Raw genomic sequence first — 18,507 nt, 5'->3', positions numbered from 1 at the left:
CTATTGGCGCTACATTAATGCAAACAGGAACTATCGCTTTGGTAAACGCGCTAAACTATTTTGTTCAAAAACTTGCGTATGACGCAGCTGTTTGGGTTGCTTCTGGCGGAAGCGGACAGAAGCCATTATTTGACGGAAAATCAGTAGGAGATTATTTTAAGGATACAGCTCTTAACGCGGCAGGCGATTTTATTGGTACATTATCAGAAGGAACGTTGGGTAAGCTGAGATTTAATCTTTGTGCTCCAAAATTGCCGACCCTTTTTATAAAAATTAAGCTTGGTCTTGCAAGCGCATATCAAGCGCCAACGCCAAAATGCGAATGGAACCAAGTATATAGTAATTGGGATACCTTTGTTTCTTCTGTCAGTACGGGTGAAGTGCTCAAAAATGTTGGCTTTATGTTTGAAGGGGGGCAATCAGAGCTGGGTGTTGCCTTTGAGCTTAACAGTATTGCTATTGCCAAGTCAGAACAGGTTAGACAAGAGTCAATTATAGAGCGTTTAAACAATAAAGGATGGAAGAGCGTTACAGATATCGTAACGGGTAAGGTCACTACACCGACTGACGTTGTTAGAGAAAGTTTTGGCAAAAGTTATTTTGATCATCCATATCAGCAACAAATCGCTTCTTTTAGCGCTTTTACCGATGCCTTAGGAAGAGGCGCTTGGCAGATTTTGCCTGCTGCACTTTCTACATTTACAAATACTTTGTTGTCTAATGTTTTAAATAATGTTTTAGTCGGTCTTTTTCCTGGTGACCTAATCTCTGATGATAATGGAAATCTTTTAACTGATTCAAGCAAGTCAATCGCGCCAGCCAGTCCGGCTGTTGGCAGACGCAAGGCGCAAGAAATTTTTAGCGATCTTATTAAGCCAAAAATTGCCGTATCGTCAAATTATGATCCTCTAATAGAATTTACCGCTTGCCCGAGTGATGAAACTGAAAAGAAAATTAATAATTGCGCGATTGACGATAGTTTTGCGTCAGCCGTGCGATTAGCAAGCCAGGGCGAGCCAGTTACTATTTTAGAAGCAATAAAACAAGGATACCTTGACGGAAGTAAACCTCTTATTTCATCAAGTGATTCTAGAAATCAAAAATCAGACTGTTATCTTACAGGCTATTGTTATAGTAATTTAGTAAAGCTTCGCAAAGCTAGAATTTTACCTGTTGGCTTTGAGCTGGCGACAGAAATTGGCGCCGATCAGGCAAACCCGCCAAAATTGCAAGACGTTATTTCCGCTTTTAATAATTGTAATTCTAGCGGTGAACGAGATACCCAGCATCCATACTGTCATCTTCTTGACCCAAACTGGGTGCTTCGTCTTCCAAAAACGCAATGCCAAGCTCAGGTTTATGGACAGACGCTCCTTTCGGTTGCCGGTCCGATACGCGCAGGAGAATGTGCCGACCCGATAGCATGTATTGCGGAAGATGAAAATGGCAATTGTATAGGAGGATGGGGCTACTGCACAAAAGAAAAAAATATTTGGCGTATTTCGGCGGACGTTTGCAACGAGCAGTTTAATTCTTGCTTGACCTATAAACCAAGAACGAGCGAAAATAAATCGGAGAGCTATTTAAGAAACACTTTAGAATTTAATAGTTGCACTGCATTTAATGCCGGTTGCAGACCATACTCCATAGATCAGGTAGGCGGTAGTTGGAGCTTATATCCGGGTAGCGCTATTTATTTTAATAAAGATTTAGAAAAATGTACTGTAGCATCCGCAGGGTGTACCGAGGTTTATGATAAAACACAGGGGCTTCAATATAACTTAATAAAGGGTTCTTCATTTGAGGGTGAGAATTTTAAACAATACTGGACAATTTTAACAGGAGCTTCCGCATCATTGGTAACTGATGCTTTTGACGGCGCATCCGCGATATTAATATCTGATATTTCTCAAGGAGTAAAAGGTATCGCTCCGGTTAATACAATCAAATTAGAAAATAATACCGCTTATGCTATTTCGGCCTATGCGAAACAAGCAACAATTGGCGGTACCTCCAACGCTTCAATCGGCTTTTCATTATTTACCGACAGCTCGGCGACAAAAATTTTTGATGCTTCAAATATTATCATAACTTGTAACGGAAATATTTCTGCTGAACAGGCATTTGTGGAGGGGAGTGCCCAGATTTTTCAATCATCAATTTCCGGAGATTCTTATAGTCGGATTTCATGCGCATTTCTAACTCCGGCAACGCCACTATACGCAAAAATATATTTGGGAATAGCATCAAAAGGAGAAATTTTGTTTGACGCTATCCAAATTGAAGAAGGCGCAGTTGCCAGTCCGTATTTAAAAAGCGGGTATGGAACCGTTATTGCAAAAAATATAAAAATAGCTCCGGAATATTTGGACTGCGATGTTGATTCAACCGATCCTTCATGCTCTGGATACACTAGATCATGCAAAGAAGAGGAGTTCGGTTGTGAACAATATACACCAAAAACCGGTGAGCCGGCGGTTTCTGGCGTTGCCAGTATTAATGATGTATGTCCTTCAACCTGCGTTGGATACGAAACATACAGACAAGAAAAAGCTTCTTTTGAAGAAGAAAAATTTCCACTTTATTTTATACCGACTTCAGCAGATATTTGTAACGCTAATGAAGCAGGGTGTGATGAGTTTACTGATATGGCGACAGAGTCCCTCGAGTATTTTAGTTTTATAAGAATGTGTAAAAAACTACAAGAAGCTGATAATGCTGTCTTTTACACTTGGGAGGGTTCGGATACCGAAGGCTATCAGCTTCGTTCGCATCGTTTAGTTACAGGTACAACGTTTTCTGGAGAAGTTGGTCCTGTTCCAGCGTATATAGAGGGAACCGATCCCGTCCTTTGTAATAAAACAATTTTTGAATTAGGCATAACCGATCCGGGCTATACTCCCGACTGTCGGGAATTTTATAATCAAAACGGACAAATTTCTTATAGATTGCTTTCTAAAACTATTATTTCGACAGATGATTGCAATGATTATCGAAAGACAGAGAGTAGTGAACCTGATTGTGTTTTATCCGGAGGAGTTTGGCAGGGTCAAACAGGGCTTTGTATATATAAAGGATATAAACCGGAAAGCGCGAGCTGTAGCGCAACCGCTGCTGGATGTAGAGCTTATAGCGGAGCCGCGGCTTCTAATCTGCGTTTAGTTTTGCAGGATGACTTTGAAGGAGGGGGCGCCAGCGGATTCGCGCCAGGTGTTGTGAGTCCCGAAGCGCTTAATGCCGGAGGCCACTCATTAAAAGTCCTCCCAATCGTTGGACAGGCAACTACAGAAAAAAACGTTTCCACTATTCTCGGCGCAAATAGTATTTATACACTTAGCTTTTGGGCAAAAGCGCCGGCTGGCGGAAATATGGAAATAGGGATGTTAAGCGCTTCCGAAGATTTTTTCAATATAAAAGCTCTTAAATCCGAATGGCAATATTATGAAGTTGGACCCATGAGAACAGGCGCGCAGGTTCCTGCGACATCTGTTTTACGATTTGCTCTTTTTGGCGGAAACGGATTTTATATTGATAACATTATTTTAAAAGAAGCCAGCCAAAAGACTTATTTGGTAAAAAATTCTTGGACTACGCCAACTGAATGCGACGCAACCATAAATGGTTTAGCTTTGCCTCAGGCAATGCTTGGATGTAAAGAATATACTGACAAAAATAATAACTCTGTCTATCTGAAATCATTCAGTTCGCTTTGTCGTGAAAAAGCGGTTGGATGCAAATCATTTGTTAATACCTACAATAGCGCAAAAGATACAAACGAAGTTTACAATGCGCTTTGTTCTCGTGACGATTTTGATGGAGGAGACTGTCAATACAGCGGTTCTAGCGTCTGTCAAGTTTCTAAGGGAAGCTCTGTTTGCCGATTTAAAATAACGGATGGAGTCGCACCGACATTGACAATTCAACAGAAAAATTTTAATAACTTTAATGATGTAGAGGTTTATTTAATAAACCAAGCGATATTGATTGGTGCTCCATATATTGCAGCGCGCGATGAATCAACCGTAGAAGTGTCGGACGATAAAACGATTTATATTATTGATGACAAGACAAAATATTGTAACGTCAAAGACTTGGGGTGCGCAGAAATGGGAAAACCGGCGCTTTATCAAACAAATACTGCCACTGCCGCGACTGTCTATAATTATAATAGACCAAATGAATATGACTCGGTTCTTTGTACAGCGGAGGCAGAAGGATGCGAATCATGGACAAGCGATAAAGGGATTGACTATTTCAAAGTTCCGGAAACTCTTTGCGAATATAAAGAGCAAGGAACGGTCAGTTCTGCCGGTTGGTATAAAAAAGGAACAAGCGACCCGTGTTATTCAGGATTTATACAAAATAATACTTATGGAATCTGGAGAAATGCTGACGCTGACTATACCGGATCAGTAGGGCTCTGTCCTTCAAATCAAAATGGTTGTACGGAAATTATTGATCCGCAAGATACTTCTTCTGCTAATCCGAATGGTCGGCCATATTATCTAATTGATAACCAAAAACTAAAATCATTAGAAAATGATCCTGCTTGTAGCGGAAATGTTTCTTTGGAAGAAGGGTGCGTGATGTTTAATAAAACCAGTGTTCCAAATTTACTTTGGAGTGCAGGCGCAACTTATTTCAAGGCAGACAAAGAAGAAAAGCTTGTTGCTCCAGTTACTCAATATGGCAACTGTAAATATACAGGCGCAACTTCTGGATACATAGAATCTTATAGCTTTTGTTTTGAAGCTTCGGATTGCCCTGCTGTTGCTGGATATACCGCATCATGTGCGCCAGCTTCCCCGACTTATGACAGTAATATTGTTTTAAGTGTTACTCGTGATAGAGAGTGCGGAGAATGGCTTTCTTGCAAGACAACTATAAAAGCAACAGATCCAATTACCAATAAAGAAAAGCCGGTTTGCGCGGAAATTGGACTTTGCAATAAATATAGCGCTTCAAATGGCAATGCCACTTGCGCTAACTTTTTAGCGGAGAACTCTGATAGCGGATGGGTCTTGGATGCCAATTATTATGCTCGTCGTGAGACTGGCTGGTATGCAATGGATTATTCAGGGTATTCGGTTGGAAACCAATTCCCTGCGACAGACATTAAAACGCAGGACATAGGAACAGCGGAAAAAGAATTTATATTATATGTTGATACAAAAAAAACAATCGGTTCCGTTCTCGGCGCGCCTACAATCGTAATAACATCCGGACAATACGACTTGGATGGTTCGGTTTTGGTTAAAAGCGTGGCAGAAGGAACTGTTTGCCGAGGATATCCTGAACAAGATTCTCCATTTCCAGAGTCAGTCGCTCAATATGATATCAATGGCAATTTGATTCAAATAAAAAGTCAAGCTTTTCAAAATGCGAACATTTGTGAATATGGCGAAGATTGTGAATGTGACTATACGAAACTTACTTACGGAAACGCGACAACAAAAAAATATGTAACCTATGGCAACAGAAGCGTCGCTTCAGGTATTTGCCAGGGTGGCCCGAAAGACGGAAGTCCTTGCGTGCCCGGCGTAAAATATGAAGACGATCCAAAAAATTCTTGTGGCGATATTACCGGAGGTGGAACTTGTCTAATCTTAAAACGTCAAGATGATGTAATAGGTTGGCAAGGATATTGTTTAGAACGCGATCTTTCAACCCCTATAAATGGAGATAAAACACAAAAAGCTTGCTTAACGTGGCTTCCGCAAGACCTTGTTCCTGGCGCGCGCGACATTTATAATCAATTCCGTACAGCCGGTTATACTCCACCACTTGGCGCAGGAAAATATTATTGTTTACAAGCAAGCGGAAAGTATGACGCAAACGGAAAGAATATAGAAAATAAATATGATAACTTTATCAAATTATCACCGGCTATCACGACAACATGTTTAGATGGGTTTGGATTTGGTATACCGACAAGAATTTGCGGAACAGACGAGACTTTTAAAGCTGGGTCAAACGAACCATTTAGCCCAACCGCATGGCTCGGAATCAAGAGCGTCTCTATTTTAATGTCTGATCAAAATACAGCTAAGTTTGGATTAAAACAATCCTTTACTGCTTCTTTTACTAATGGGCCAATAAATAAAGACCAGATTGAGTTAGTAAGAATCAAAGTACTGGATCAAGAACGGCTTGATATGGACATAGGAACAATATTCTATATCCGCAGTAATCAAGAAAAGATAAATTACATGGCGGGGACTGGGTATTGTGATGGTGACAAAAAGACAGACAATTGTATAGGCGAAGAAAATAGCGGAGGTCTTAAGAGCCAAGAAAAAGCATTATCAGTTTTATCCGGCGATAATTGGTATTTTCGTTATGATGATAACGAAGAGGTAGATGGCACAAAAAGAGATTATTTATCCATTGATTTGTTTTCCATAGCTGACGACGAAATAAATGATTACTGTGGAAATGGAGAAGAGGTTGCGCAAGACGCTTATGCATTAAAATTTAGATTTAAAAATAATGTTTTACAGGGAATAGACGTGGCCGGATGCACTTCTGGCGCTCAAGATGGGAACGACCAGCTTCATGGACTTATTTTTGAAATAAGCTTTAGAATGAGAGAATTATGTGAAGTGGTGGTGGATGTGGCTTCTTCAAAAAATATGGCCGATACAAATGTAACGTGGCAATATAACTTGGATAATAACGCAGGAGCAGAAAAATATTCCGGCAATTCTCTATATCACTATGGTTTTGAGATGCAACCTTTTGGAAGCGCGCAGGCAGATATTGCCCCAAGCGCAACACAAAATTGGTATTCGTATTATACTATTGGTTTGCAAAAGTTCGCAGGTGTTCCGTGGAGTTGTAAAGAAGACTGTGGAACCCCAAAGCCGAGCAATAATAACAAAACAGATATAGACTTTGATGAAAAAAAATTATTTACGACTATTTCTAATAAGCCAAATATTCTTGGCGCTGATACAGCGGGAAGCGCATTAAATTTTTTATCAAATATTTTTGGAAAAGTTTTTAAAGCATATAAATGGAAGGGTAGCGGACAAACAGGATATGCAGAAATAAACTGCGAAACAAGCCCAACAGAACCGGCTTGCGCTTTGGATTATAGTAATACCGGAAATAAACCACTTATATATTCTTATAATCCATCTGTTCCAATAAATCAAAACCAATATCAACTGGCCGATCCAAATCGTATTGTTATAAATAATATTGCAAGCGGAGACATAAATGTAAAGAGCGATCAATATCTGGCAATAGTAAGATTTTATGCTTGGGCTAATTCAACTCACATGCCTATTACAAGCATAAAAGTTGATTGGGAGGGTGACGGTAAATACAACTTTGGTACTACAGACGGGCTGTATAAAAACCATAAACCGATTTGTGCTAATTCTAATACTGAAAAAGCAAAAGTTTGTAGCGGAGTCGGCGGTAGCGAGATTGTTTGTGTGAGCGATAATGATTGTCCGGGTGTAACCAACCTATGCAACAGTAGTATTCAACTATTTGGCAACTCACCCGATGCTTGCGAAGAAGGATATTTTGAGCTTCAGCATATATATACTTGTAGTGAGGATAGCGAATTTTATTATACAACTTCTGGAAAATGCGAATTTAATCCAGAAGTTGTGGTAACTGATAATTGGAATAGCGATAATGAGCTTGGAGGAGCTGGTTTTACAAAAACAGTGGTGTTGCCAAACGGAAGCACCAATATTCAGAATGGCGCATATTATAACGGAAAGATTATTTTACAACCAGTTTTTTATTAAAAAAATAATCCCCTAAGATGAAGTCTTAGGGGATTGTGTAGCCGGCAGGTTACTTGGTGTGAGAAAAGACATCCTTTTCGTCAATTAGTTCTATCGCAACCTGGGTGGTTGCGCACACATTCGGGTGTCTTGCCTGAAGAACGATAACGTCTCCCGGCCAAAGCTCTCTGTCCATGTCTCCAAGGGGGAGGGAAAACGCGAAAATTCCGTGAGAGTCGCTCTTGAAGTGATACTCGCCGTTATAACCAACGACCGACATGAACGTTTCAGGATCGGTGGAGTTCAGCCCTCCGCTGACAGAGAGCAACTCGATGCTGGGGTCGTTGTTGACCCATCCTCCGATGACCAATGGTACCAACTTGCAGGGCGGAAGACCGGAGTCGTCCACGACGACGACCTCGCCAATCGCGCCACCGGTGCCAGTCGCGCTCTCATCGCCACCGCAGGCGGCAAAGAGGACGAGCGAGCAGATGAGGGAAAGAACGGTGATCAGGGATTTCATTTCATTTCTCCTTGTTTGAAGGTTTTTGCCCCGAGTTGCCTCAGGAACAATTTGGTTTCCGATTTTCTTTGTTGGATATAGTATAGCACACTTTAAAGGTTTTGTCAAGTGCTTTAGCTATATTTTGGCTAAAATTAGATAAAAAATATTCAAAAAATCAGTCAAAAATGCCCAAAATTTTAAAAAATAAATTATAAAATTTTTTCAAAATTATTTATTTTCACCATTTAAATCAAAATTCAGCTAAAATTAGCTGAATTTTTGTATATTTAGGCTCTTTTAAGCGCTCTATCGCTTCTGGGACTTCTGAATATTTTACATAAAAAAAGAAACCCTTATTTATGCTCGCTGGGTTTCGGTGCGAGGTTGCGGAGATTACTCCGTCTTGCGGGAACGGAGCGAAGGCATCATCTTCTCGAGTTGCTTCTGCCTGTTCTCTGGAGAGACGGTGGGCACGACCTCCAGCGGAACGTTGCCCTCCTCGACCTCGAGCTTCTCGCAGATCAGCTGAGTCTGGGTCTCGGTGCACCGCTTGACCCAGTTGCCTGCGCCGGTGAGGTAGACTTGGTTGCCGATTTTCGCTGCGCTGGTGTAGGTTGCGCATCCGGTGGCGAAAAACCCGACGAGACAAACGAATGCCAGCATCTTCTTCATGTCCTTCTCCTTTTTTTGTTGATTTCTTGAGACCTTATCTCCACCATTGGGGATAAAAAATCTCTGCATAGCAGAAAGTATAGCATACTTTAAAGATTTTGTCAAGTATCCCATCGGTATTTTATCTAAAATTAGATAAGAAATATTGAAAAAATTAGTTTTAAAATTTTATTTTTGCTGAATATTTTATTAATCGTCAGATATTATTATCTTTGTTTTTTTATGGTATAATGTATATATAAAAAGCAGCATTATATTTATGCGTAAATTAATACAGAATAAAAAGTTTTTAAACATCGTTGCTTTAGTTGCAATTTGTCTTTTGGTACCCCAAATCACCCACGCCGGAATAGCAGAAGTGGCCCAGAGTATTATTGGTTGGGTCGTGCAACAGGTGGTTGGTCTTTTGGGAAAGCTTGCGGTTCAACTCGTCTATCTTTTGGTTGCCATTGCTTCTTATAATGAGTTTGTAAATTCTCCGACAGTTGCCGAAGGCTGGGCTGTTGTTCGCGATGTGGTGAATATGTTTTTTATTGTTATTCTTTTAGTGATTGCTTTCGCAACAATATTTAATGTATCAGAATATAAATATCAAAAAATGCTTCCGCGACTTTTGATAATGGCGGTAGTAATTAACTTTAGCAGAACGATTTGTGGTATTTTTATTGATTTGGGGCAAGTTGTGATGCTTACTTTTGTAAACGGTTTTCAGGCTGCGGCCGGAGGAAACTTTGTAAACGCGCTAAAGATTACCGACTTAATGAACTTTGACCAAAAACAACTGGATGCAGTTCCCGGAGGGCTTCAGTATGCTCAGATTTTTGCGGCAATGCTTTTGGCTCTCATTGTGATGATAGTTACAGTAGTAGTATTGGTTGTTATGGTTTTGGTTCTTGTGATGCGTATAATTATGTTATGGTTTTTAATAATTTTATCGCCAATGGCCTTTATGGCATCTGTCTGGCCGGGAGGACGAATAAAACAAAAATATGGTCAGTGGTGGGATATATTTTTAGATAATATAATGGTAGGTCCGATTTTGGCATTTTTTCTATGGCTTTCTTTATTAGTTTTGGGAACAGGAGACTATGGGACTACTATAATCAAAAATTATACCGATACTGGCGGAGGTCAGGCAGAAAGCGAACGAATGCCAAATACCAGTTTGACCAAAATTGGCACACCGGAAAATATGCTCTCATATATTATGGGCATCGGCATGCTTTTAGGTTCCTTGTATATGGCAAGCCAAATGCGAAGCGCCGGAAGCGGTATTGCTGGCTCGGCTTTAGGAAAGGTAAGGGGTTATGCAAGCGGAGCAGTTAGAAAAGCAGGTGCTGTGCCTGCTAGGATTGGTAGTTATGCCACAAAAGAAGCTTCAGAAGTTGTTCGTGGAGGAGCAAGGAGAGCTAGTATGCCTATTTTGAGTAGTTTAGTAAGAGCTCCTTTGGTCGGTGGACTAGCGGCTAAAGGCGTGGCTAGATTCAGAAAGCAAGAGAAGGTAAGATATGAAAAAGTTACTTCACATATTCAAAATTTAAATACGAAAGAAAAGGCAAATAGGATGAAACGTCTTCAAAGTTTTGGCGGTCTAATAACGGATTCTCAAAAGAAAGAATTAACTGCTTTACAAAGAGATAGGCTGGGAGAATTGCAAAGAGAAAGTTTTGAGCCTACAAAAAATACCTCTGGAAATATAGTAGATAAAAAAACAGGACTATCAAAACAGGACTGGCATAAAGAAAATTCAAAAGAGTTCAGTAGTCTTTCCGAAGCATTAAAAAAATCTACAGACATTGATCCTAAAATAGGTGAAAAATTAGATAAAATAAAAGAGGCAAGACCTGATCTTATGGATGAAAAAGGAAAAGCCGAGACAGCAAGAAATTTAAATTTAGAGAATATCGGCAAAATAAAAGAGCAAGCATGGGGCGATGCGGAATTTATTGAGGCAGTAGAAAAAGCAAATCCAAAATTAATTGAATCTTTAGAAGAAAAGGGAACGGGCGCTCAAAAGAAAGGAATTGGCGAATGGCACAAATGGAAGGCAGATAAAGTCGGGGGAGAGGTTGCGGAAGTCGAAGATTTTCGTCAACGGATTAAAAATAAAAATCGACCGGATTATATGGAAGATAAAGATATTGCCACAATGCCAAGCGGTGATCAATCTGCCGCCATGTTAGATACTTTAGCAAAGGAGGGCCGTATAGAGCCACTTATAAAATCAGGAAATATAAATGTGGCTACAGCAGACCTTAAGACGAGCGGTGGGATCATCGCTAAACAAGTAGCGATTAATGGAAGCGAAGCATTAAGAAATAAGTTTAAAGAAGAAAAGAGGGATGATTATGTTACGGGTCTTCGTGATTCAATGAGCATCCCTGGCGACCACACTGACCAAAGAGCAGAACTTTTGCGTTTAGGGGAAAATATTTCTACATTATATAAGATAGACAAAAAAGGTCAATTTGAAACTAATGATGAAGAAAACAAATTTAAAGCAGATATTAAGAAAGTTCCAAAACGCGACGTTATAGAGATTTCTCCATCGTTAAAGGGCGAAGCCCGTCATCAGGCTTTTGAGACGTTAGATAGAGCTGATTTGGCAAGTTATCTAAACCGCGCGCAAACCGAAGGTTCTGAAGAAGCAATGGCAAAAGCCAAACAAATGATAGGTGATTATATGGAAGTGGCCGAAAGTGGAGGTGCCAGTGAAAATATGCAAAAGAACGCAAAACAAATTTCTGCGTTGCCGGTTTTTAGGTCATTTTTGAAAAAAGAGCCTACATCGGCGGAAGCTGGCGCGAAAGAATATAGTGGAGGAGCTCGTGAGGTAGAATTGCCAGAAGAAGAAATAAAAACATAACTTAACTTATGTCAGAAGATATTTTTGAAAAATTAAATAAACTACCAGAAAAGATAAAGGAATATATGTATAGTGATTCTTTGGCAGATGCGAACTTGGAATTGATTGAAAAATACAAATTTTCCGAAACTCAAAAGGAAGATTTTTTTGATATTTTAAATCAGATATTTGTAAAAGAAATGTCACCTGATAGTTTGGACGGAGTTTTGATGAATAAATTAAAAATAAAAGATGATAAAATTATTTCTGCTTTAGCCGGAGAAATCAGAGAAAAAATTTTGACGCCAATTGCTGATTATTTTGGAATGTCAGAAGCAAGAGAAATAAATAAAGAAGGGGATAACGTTTTGGTTGCCAAATCTATCTCAAAATTTAATCTTCAATTTGCTTTGCCGGACTTAAAAGAAAGATTTACAGACATCTCTGGAAGTTTTCTAGAAAACGTAAGAACGAAATCACAATTTAAAAATACATTAGGAAAGCCGATAGATATGGGCGGAATGGGCTATGATAATGAATTAGCGGAAAATATTGCAAAATTTTTTGGTTCATATATGCGGATACAGGAGATAGAAAAGAAAAAAGAAAAAGAAGGCGCAATACCAAAAACAAGAAGGATAAAAAGTTTGGATATTAAAGAAATAGAATCTCCTTCTATTTTTTCTTCTCCTTTGAAAAAGGGGGACATAGGGGGATTTAAAAATCCTCCCCAGCCCTCCTTTTCCAAAGGAGGGAGTGAAGATGCTGTTTTCTCTGTCATTCCTGCGGAAGCAGGAACCTCGACAAAAAATGATGAGGTCGGTTTTACTTCCGAAGAAAAAGAAGTTGAAGAAATGAAGCAAAGAGTAGAAGAAATCCGAGGTTCAGAACCGCACCCTGTCACCGAATCAAAGACTGATGAAGCTATAAAAGAAGTAGACATAAAATTTCCATCAGTAGAGCTGAATGATCGATTAAGGGCGCTCGTGGATTCGCGATTACGTAATGTCCGCACATCTACGCAAACGTTTGAACGGTTAACATTACCAGTAAAGCAAGGAGGCTTGGGTATTTCAAAAGAAGAAGCAGATAGAATATCATTAGCACTGAATAAATACTTAGATAAAGAAAGTCATGATTTATATAAAGGCAAAGTAGGAGAAATAAAAAAATTTGAAAAAAAGGTTTCAGAACAAAAAATAGAAAAAGATGAAAGAGAAAACCGACAACAGCAAGAAGGGTTAAATAAAAAATTTGAAAAGCTCATCGCCAGAAGGCGAATCAAGAAAACAAGAAAGCAAGAAAGCACAAGAGCGCAAGAGAAACTACTCAGAAAGTCCCTTCCTTCGGAGAAGGGAGGACAGGAGGGATTTAATAATGAAAGTTCTCCCTCTCTGAAAAAGGGGGATATAGGAGGATTTATAAATCCTCCCCAGCCCTCCTTCTCCAAAGAAGGGGGTGTAAAACCAACGCTTGAAGATATTGCCTATAAATCAAAACTTTATGGTCCGGTAGAGGAAATCGCCAATATGACGTTTGAGGACTTTAGAAGAATTTCCAAAGACCCTAAAGAAGCTATTTTAAAAATAAAAGATAAATTAGCGCTTTTGCGTGAAGAATCATTTACAAAATATCAAACTGGTGTAACCGCTTGGAAAAAGTCTCCGTTATATAAAGAGTACTTAAAATTGTTAAATGAAAGTTTGGCTAGCGGAAAATCATTAGAAGAAAGTCTTCTTTCAAATCAAGCATTAAACAAAGAAGAATTTGATGCTATAATAGATAGTAGGATTGAATAAGGAATTATGAATCAGGAATCAAGAAGAATAAGGAGCTTTACGAATTTATTTGCTTGGCAAGAGGGACAAAAGTTAGTCTTAATGATATATGGAATTACCAAATCTTTTCCACAAAAAGAAAGTCTCTGTTTAACAAGCCAAATGAATAGATGCGCAGTTTCTATTACTTCCAATATAGCCGAAGGATTTAGTAGGGAGACGCATAAAGATAAATTAAGATTTTATTTTATTGCACTAGGTTCAACTACAGAATTGCAAAATCAGCTCCTCATAAGTAGAGACATAAAATATATAGATAAAAATGAATTTAATTTGATTGCCGAGAAAACTGTAAAAGTTCATAAAATAATAAATGGTTTGATTAAAAAAACAAAAGAAATGATTCCCAATTCCTAATTCTTTATTCCTAATTCCTGTTTTCTATGCAACAATTTGTCGTTCCACAATTTATAGATGTAGAAGATAAAATTATCGGGCCAATTACAACCCGCCAGTTTATAATAATGCTTGCTACCTTATTATTGGATTTTATTGGATACAAGCTCCTCACTTTTATATTTTTTATATTATTTTTGCTTATAGTAACCGGCTTCGCTATTGTTGTTGCTTTTGCTAAAGTAAACGGCCAACCATTTCATTATTTTTTATTAAATTTATTTCAAACTTTTAGAAAACCCGGACTTCGTATTTGGCAGAAAGATATAACTGATGCAGAATTAAAGCAAAAAGCTAAAACCGCGCCAATACTTGCGCCAAAAGTAGTAATTAATAAAGAGCGTCCAACCGCTTCAAAGTTATCAGAGTTAACATTATTAGTAAATACAGGCGGAGTATATCGCCCGGAAGAATAATTTTTAATTAATATGTCAAAGCCAGGACCTAGCACAAAAAGATTTTTGGACATTGGGGAGATAAAAGAAGATGTTGTGATAATGAAAGATGGCACACTTCGCGCCGTTCTTTTAGCGTCCAGTATTAATTTTGCTTTAAAATCAGAAGAAGAACAGCAGGCGATTATTAGTGGTTATGTTGGTTTTTTAAATAGTTTAGATTTTTCATTACAAATTGTTATTCAATCACGGCGCTTAAACATTGAAAAATATATAGAAAAATTACGAGAGCTGGGGAAAAATCAAAAAAATGAGCTTTTAAAAATACAAATAGCCGATTATAGACAATTTATAGGAGAATTGATAGAGATGGGCGATATAATGAGCAAGAAATTTTATGTTGCCATTCCATATAGTCCGTTTACCAATAAACAGAAAGGCTTTTTTAGTCGCTTTAAAGAAATATTAACACCTGCTTCAGCCATCTCAATGGATAAAAAAGAATTTTTAAAAAGAAAAAGAGATTTGATGCTTCGTGTAGAATCTGTATCTTCTGGACTGCAAAGTATGGGCGTGTATACGATACAACTAGACACGCAGAGTCTGATAGAACTTTACTATGATGCCTATAATCCGGATTTACGCGAATCACAAAAATTAACACCAATTAACAATTTGAGAGTAGAAGAATAACACCCAAATTTATGGTATTTAAACCAGGAGGCGCAACTGCGCCTACACCACAACCAAGAGAACTCACTGAAGCTGAAAAAAGAAGGCAAGAGGAAGCAAAAAAAATTTCCGAACAAACGGTTGCCTTAGAAGAAGAACGTGCATATAGAAAAGGCGTTGTCAGTGTGATGGATCTAATTGCTCCGGCTGCTTTTGAGGTAAAGCCGTCATATTTAAGAATGGGCGACGTATTTGTTCGTACTATTTTTGTTATAACATATCCACGTTATGTAAGTATCGGCTGGTCAGCCCCGATTATTAATTTAAATACCACTTTAGATATTTCAATGTTTTTTTATCCGGTAAAGTCTGATGTTATTTTGAAACAGCTTCAGAAAAAGGTTGGAGCTTTGGAAGCGCAGATAATCGCAGATTCAGAAAAGGGTATGCCCCGCGATCCAATACGAGAAACTGCACTTCAAGATATAGAAAGATTACGTGATGATCTTACTCAGGGAACGGAACATTTTTTTCAATACGCTTTTTATATAACTATTTATGCAAAAAAAGAAGAAGAATTGGAAAAAATAAGCAGTCAGATAGAAACACAATTCGGTTCCAAGTTAATTTATTCCAAAAAAGTATACTATCAGGCAGAACAAGGCTTTAATTCTACTTTGCCTTTAGCAAACGATGAATTGATGATTACATTTAATATGAATTCGTCGCCGATTGCGTCGTCATTTCCTTTTATGTCCTCAGAACTTACTTCAGACGACGGAGTTCTTTATGGAATCAACAGACATAATAACAGCTTAATTATTTTTGACAGGTTTAGCTTGCAAAATGCGAATGCGATTGTTTTTGCAACTTCTGGCGCTGGAAAAAGTTATGCTGTAAAGCTGGAGGTTTTGCGTAGCTTAATGCTTGGCATAGATGTTATAATTATTGATCCGGAAATGGAGTATAAACACTTATCCGACGCTGTCGGCGGAACATATATAAATGTATCTTTAGCATCAGAGTCAAAAATAAATCCTTTTGATTTGCCAAGAGCAGTCGGCGCGCAAATTTCTACAGAAGATATTATTAGGAGCGCGGTTATCACAATAAAGGGTCTTTTGCGTATTATGCTTGGTAAAGCCGGCAAAGGCGGACAACGGACACTTACTTCAACAGAGGATTCTGTTTTAGACCGCGCGCTTTTAGAAACATACGCAAAAAAAGATATTGTCGCCGGCGCAGACATTACAAAAATGGAACCGCCAATTATGCAAGATTTACTTGATATTTTAGAAGGAATGGAGGGTGCCGAGGATTTGGTCACCCGCTTAAAAAAATATACGGAAGGGACGTTCTCCGGACTTATAAATTCTCCAACTACGGTTGATATTAATAATCAATTGGTTACTTTTTCTGTTCGTGATTTGGAAGACGAGCTTCGTCCTATAGCGATTTACACGATTGTAAATTTTATTTGGAATACCGTCCGTTCTGAGAGTAAAAAAAGAGTAATGGTAATTGATGAGGCTTGGTGGTTGATGCAACATGAAGATAGCGCTAAGTTTATTTTTGCCCTTGTAAAAAGGTGCAGAAAATATTATTTAGGTATTACGACCATCTCTCAAGATGTAAACGATTTTTTACTTTCTCCATATGGGCAGGCGATTATTACGAACTCCTCAATGCAACTTTTATTAAAACAGTCACCAGCAGCGATTGATTTAATTCAAAAAACATTTTTATTAACTCAAGGCGAGAAATATTTACTCTTAGAGTCCGGAGTAGGCGAGGGCATCTTTTTTGCCGGTAATAAGCACGCAGCAATAAAGATAGTTGCTTCTTATGCCGAAGATCAGCTCATCACAACAGACCCTAAACAACTATTACAGATTGAAGAAGAAAAGGATGAATTTAAAAAAGAAATGGATAAACGAGGATAAACCATCAATCTTATGATAGAAAAAATAAAACAATTTTTTCAAAAACATAAAAAGTTAATTTTAATAATATTGGCATTAGTTTTGATTTTATTTATTGTTATTTTTTCAATTCCAAGAAAAAAACAGGAAGAAACTGTGACGACAAGTACAATCCGGGGAACCGATATTGCCGAACAACCAACGATAGTAAAAGGAGAACTAACGATAAAAGATAAGGAGATATCAAATGTTTCAATTGTTGCACGAAATTTTGTAGAAATTTATGGCAGTTATTCAAACCAGAGCAATTATATAAATATCGAGTCCGTTCTTCCTCTTGTTTCAATCTCATATAAAAATGAATTACAATCTTTACTCAAAACTAACAGAGCAAATTATAAGCCGGGAGAAGTTTATGAAGGCGTAACAACCGTTGTATTGAATAATGTTACAGAATACTTGGATGAAACAAAGGGTACGGCAACATTGTTAGTAAAAACACAAAAAAAAGAATCGCAAGAAACCCAGGCAAACTATAAAATCAGTTATCAGGATATTCGTGTGAGCTTAGTAAAGGAATCTGGAGCATGGAAGGTCAGCAGCGCAAAATGGATAGAGTAACTTTGCGGTAATTTTCCCCCTTCGGAGAAGGGGGATTCAGGAGGATTTAATAATTTACTCCACCCCCTGTCATTGTGAGCCTGCCTGCCGGCAGGCAGGGAGGTACTCCGATGCGGCAATCTCATAATTATGAACAAAGCCAAAATTCAGCTAAGGAGGATTTTTGCTGAGTTATCGGATTATTTTTTTCCAAAAAATTGTTTGAATTGCGAAAAAGAGGGAAGCTGGATCTGTGAAAGCTGTAAAGACAGCTTATTTTTTATGGATGCAAGATTTTGCCCTTTTTGTCGGGGGCTCTCTGATATGTACGTTGTTTGCCAAAAATGTAAGAAAAAAACCGGCATAAACGCACTGTTCTCGCTTTTTAAATATAATGATTCTTTAGTGCGTAAAATTATAAAAAATTTTAAATATCGCTATATAAAAGATATTTCCGACGAGCTTAAACCGATTTTTAGAAAATTTATTATAAAATATAAAAGCTTAATTGACTTTGAAGGTGCAGTCTTGATTCCTGTTCCGCTTTATCCGCGAAATAAAAGAGAGAGGGGATTTAATCAGGCGGAGTTTCTCGCAAACATCATTTCCGAAATACTTAATATTCCGGTAAATGCGAAATGTGTTAAAAAATGTAAAAAAACAAAAAATCAAGCAGGGCTTGATATAAATGCGCGCCGCAACAATTTGTCCGGCTCGTTTGAAGTTATCGGCCAAGCGCCAAAAAAAGCAATTATTATTGATGATGTTTTTACAACCGGTGCGACAATTCGAGAAATTGCAAATATTCTTCGTTCTGCCGGCGTAGAAAATATCCAGGTTATAACCTTAGCAAGAGGATAGTATAATTATTCCAAATGAATTTTTTGAAGTTCAGTGTCCAGATAATCTTTTAACCG

11 protein-coding genes and 1 pseudogene (1 of these 12 only partly in view) are annotated in these 18,507 nt (G+C 38.2%); 9 read left to right on the top strand and 3 right to left on the bottom strand.

Annotation, left to right across the window (positions count from 1 at the left end):
* Window positions 1-17: 17 nt before the first annotated feature.
* Window positions 18-7,766 (top strand): hypothetical protein, encoded by a 7,749-nt coding sequence (locus COU51_01135; GenBank protein PIR66969.1) that lies wholly within the window; start codon window positions 18-20, stop codon window positions 7,764-7,766.
* A 49-nt stretch (window positions 7,767-7,815) separates the two neighbouring features.
* On the opposite strand, the gene COU51_01130 is transcribed toward COU51_01135, so the two are convergent.
* Together COU51_01130 and COU51_01125 are read right to left on the bottom strand one after the other, a co-directional pair.
* Window positions 7,816-8,376 (bottom strand): hypothetical protein, encoded by a 561-nt coding sequence (locus COU51_01130; GenBank protein PIR66968.1) that lies wholly within the window; start codon window positions 8,374-8,376, stop codon window positions 7,816-7,818.
* 124 nt (window positions 8,377-8,500) lie between these two features.
* Entirely contained in the window at window positions 8,501-8,872 is a 372-nt protein-coding gene (locus COU51_01125) for a hypothetical protein (GenBank protein PIR66967.1), read from the bottom strand.
* Between the two features lie 309 nt (window positions 8,873-9,181).
* Between COU51_01125 and COU51_01120 the strand changes: the two genes are divergently transcribed.
* The 8 genes from COU51_01120 to COU51_01085 all read left to right on the top strand — a co-directional run bounded on the left by COU51_01120 (window position 9,182) and on the right by COU51_01085 (window position 18,451).
* On the top strand, window positions 9,182-11,788 hold the full coding sequence (locus tag COU51_01120; GenBank protein ID PIR66966.1) for a hypothetical protein: 2,607 nt from the start codon (window positions 9,182-9,184) through the stop codon (window positions 11,786-11,788).
* 8 nt (window positions 11,789-11,796) lie between these two features.
* Window positions 11,797-13,566 (top strand): hypothetical protein, encoded by a 1,770-nt coding sequence (locus COU51_01115; protein ID PIR66965.1) that lies wholly within the window; start codon window positions 11,797-11,799, stop codon window positions 13,564-13,566.
* 6 nt (window positions 13,567-13,572) lie between these two features.
* Entirely contained in the window at window positions 13,573-13,962 is a 390-nt protein-coding gene (locus COU51_01110; GenBank protein PIR66964.1) for a four helix bundle protein, read from the top strand.
* Between the two features lie 26 nt (window positions 13,963-13,988).
* The gene (locus COU51_01105; GenBank protein ID PIR66963.1) at window positions 13,989-14,417 is read left to right on the top strand and encodes a hypothetical protein; all 429 of its coding nucleotides are present in this window, start codon (window positions 13,989-13,991) and stop codon (window positions 14,415-14,417) included.
* 12 nt (window positions 14,418-14,429) lie between these two features.
* A complete protein-coding gene (locus tag COU51_01100; GenBank protein ID PIR66962.1) occupies window positions 14,430-15,089 on the top strand; it encodes a hypothetical protein in 660 nt (219 codons plus the stop codon).
* An 11-nt stretch (window positions 15,090-15,100) separates the two neighbouring features.
* Window positions 15,101-17,011, top strand: coding sequence for a conjugal transfer protein TraC (locus COU51_01095; GenBank protein ID PIR66961.1), 1,911 nt, complete (start codon window positions 15,101-15,103; stop codon window positions 17,009-17,011).
* 12 nt (window positions 17,012-17,023) lie between these two features.
* Window positions 17,024-17,611 (top strand): hypothetical protein, encoded by a 588-nt coding sequence (locus tag COU51_01090; protein PIR66960.1) that lies wholly within the window; start codon window positions 17,024-17,026, stop codon window positions 17,609-17,611.
* Between the two features lie 129 nt (window positions 17,612-17,740).
* A complete protein-coding gene (locus COU51_01085; protein ID PIR66959.1) occupies window positions 17,741-18,451 on the top strand; it encodes a hypothetical protein in 711 nt (236 codons plus the stop codon).
* 5 nt (window positions 18,452-18,456) lie between these two features.
* Here COU51_01085 and COU51_01080 read toward each other — a convergent pair.
* Window positions 18,457-18,507: pseudogene (locus COU51_01080) on the bottom strand (DNA helicase RecG) (it continues 2,013 nt past the right edge of the window).

The sequence above is a fragment of the Parcubacteria group bacterium CG10_big_fil_rev_8_21_14_0_10_36_14 genome, from assembly GCA_002772895.1.
Lineage (GTDB): Bacteria > Patescibacteriota > Patescibacteriia.
The sequence above is the reverse complement of the archived record's forward strand: the minus strand, read 5'-3'. Positions and strand labels throughout refer to the sequence as shown.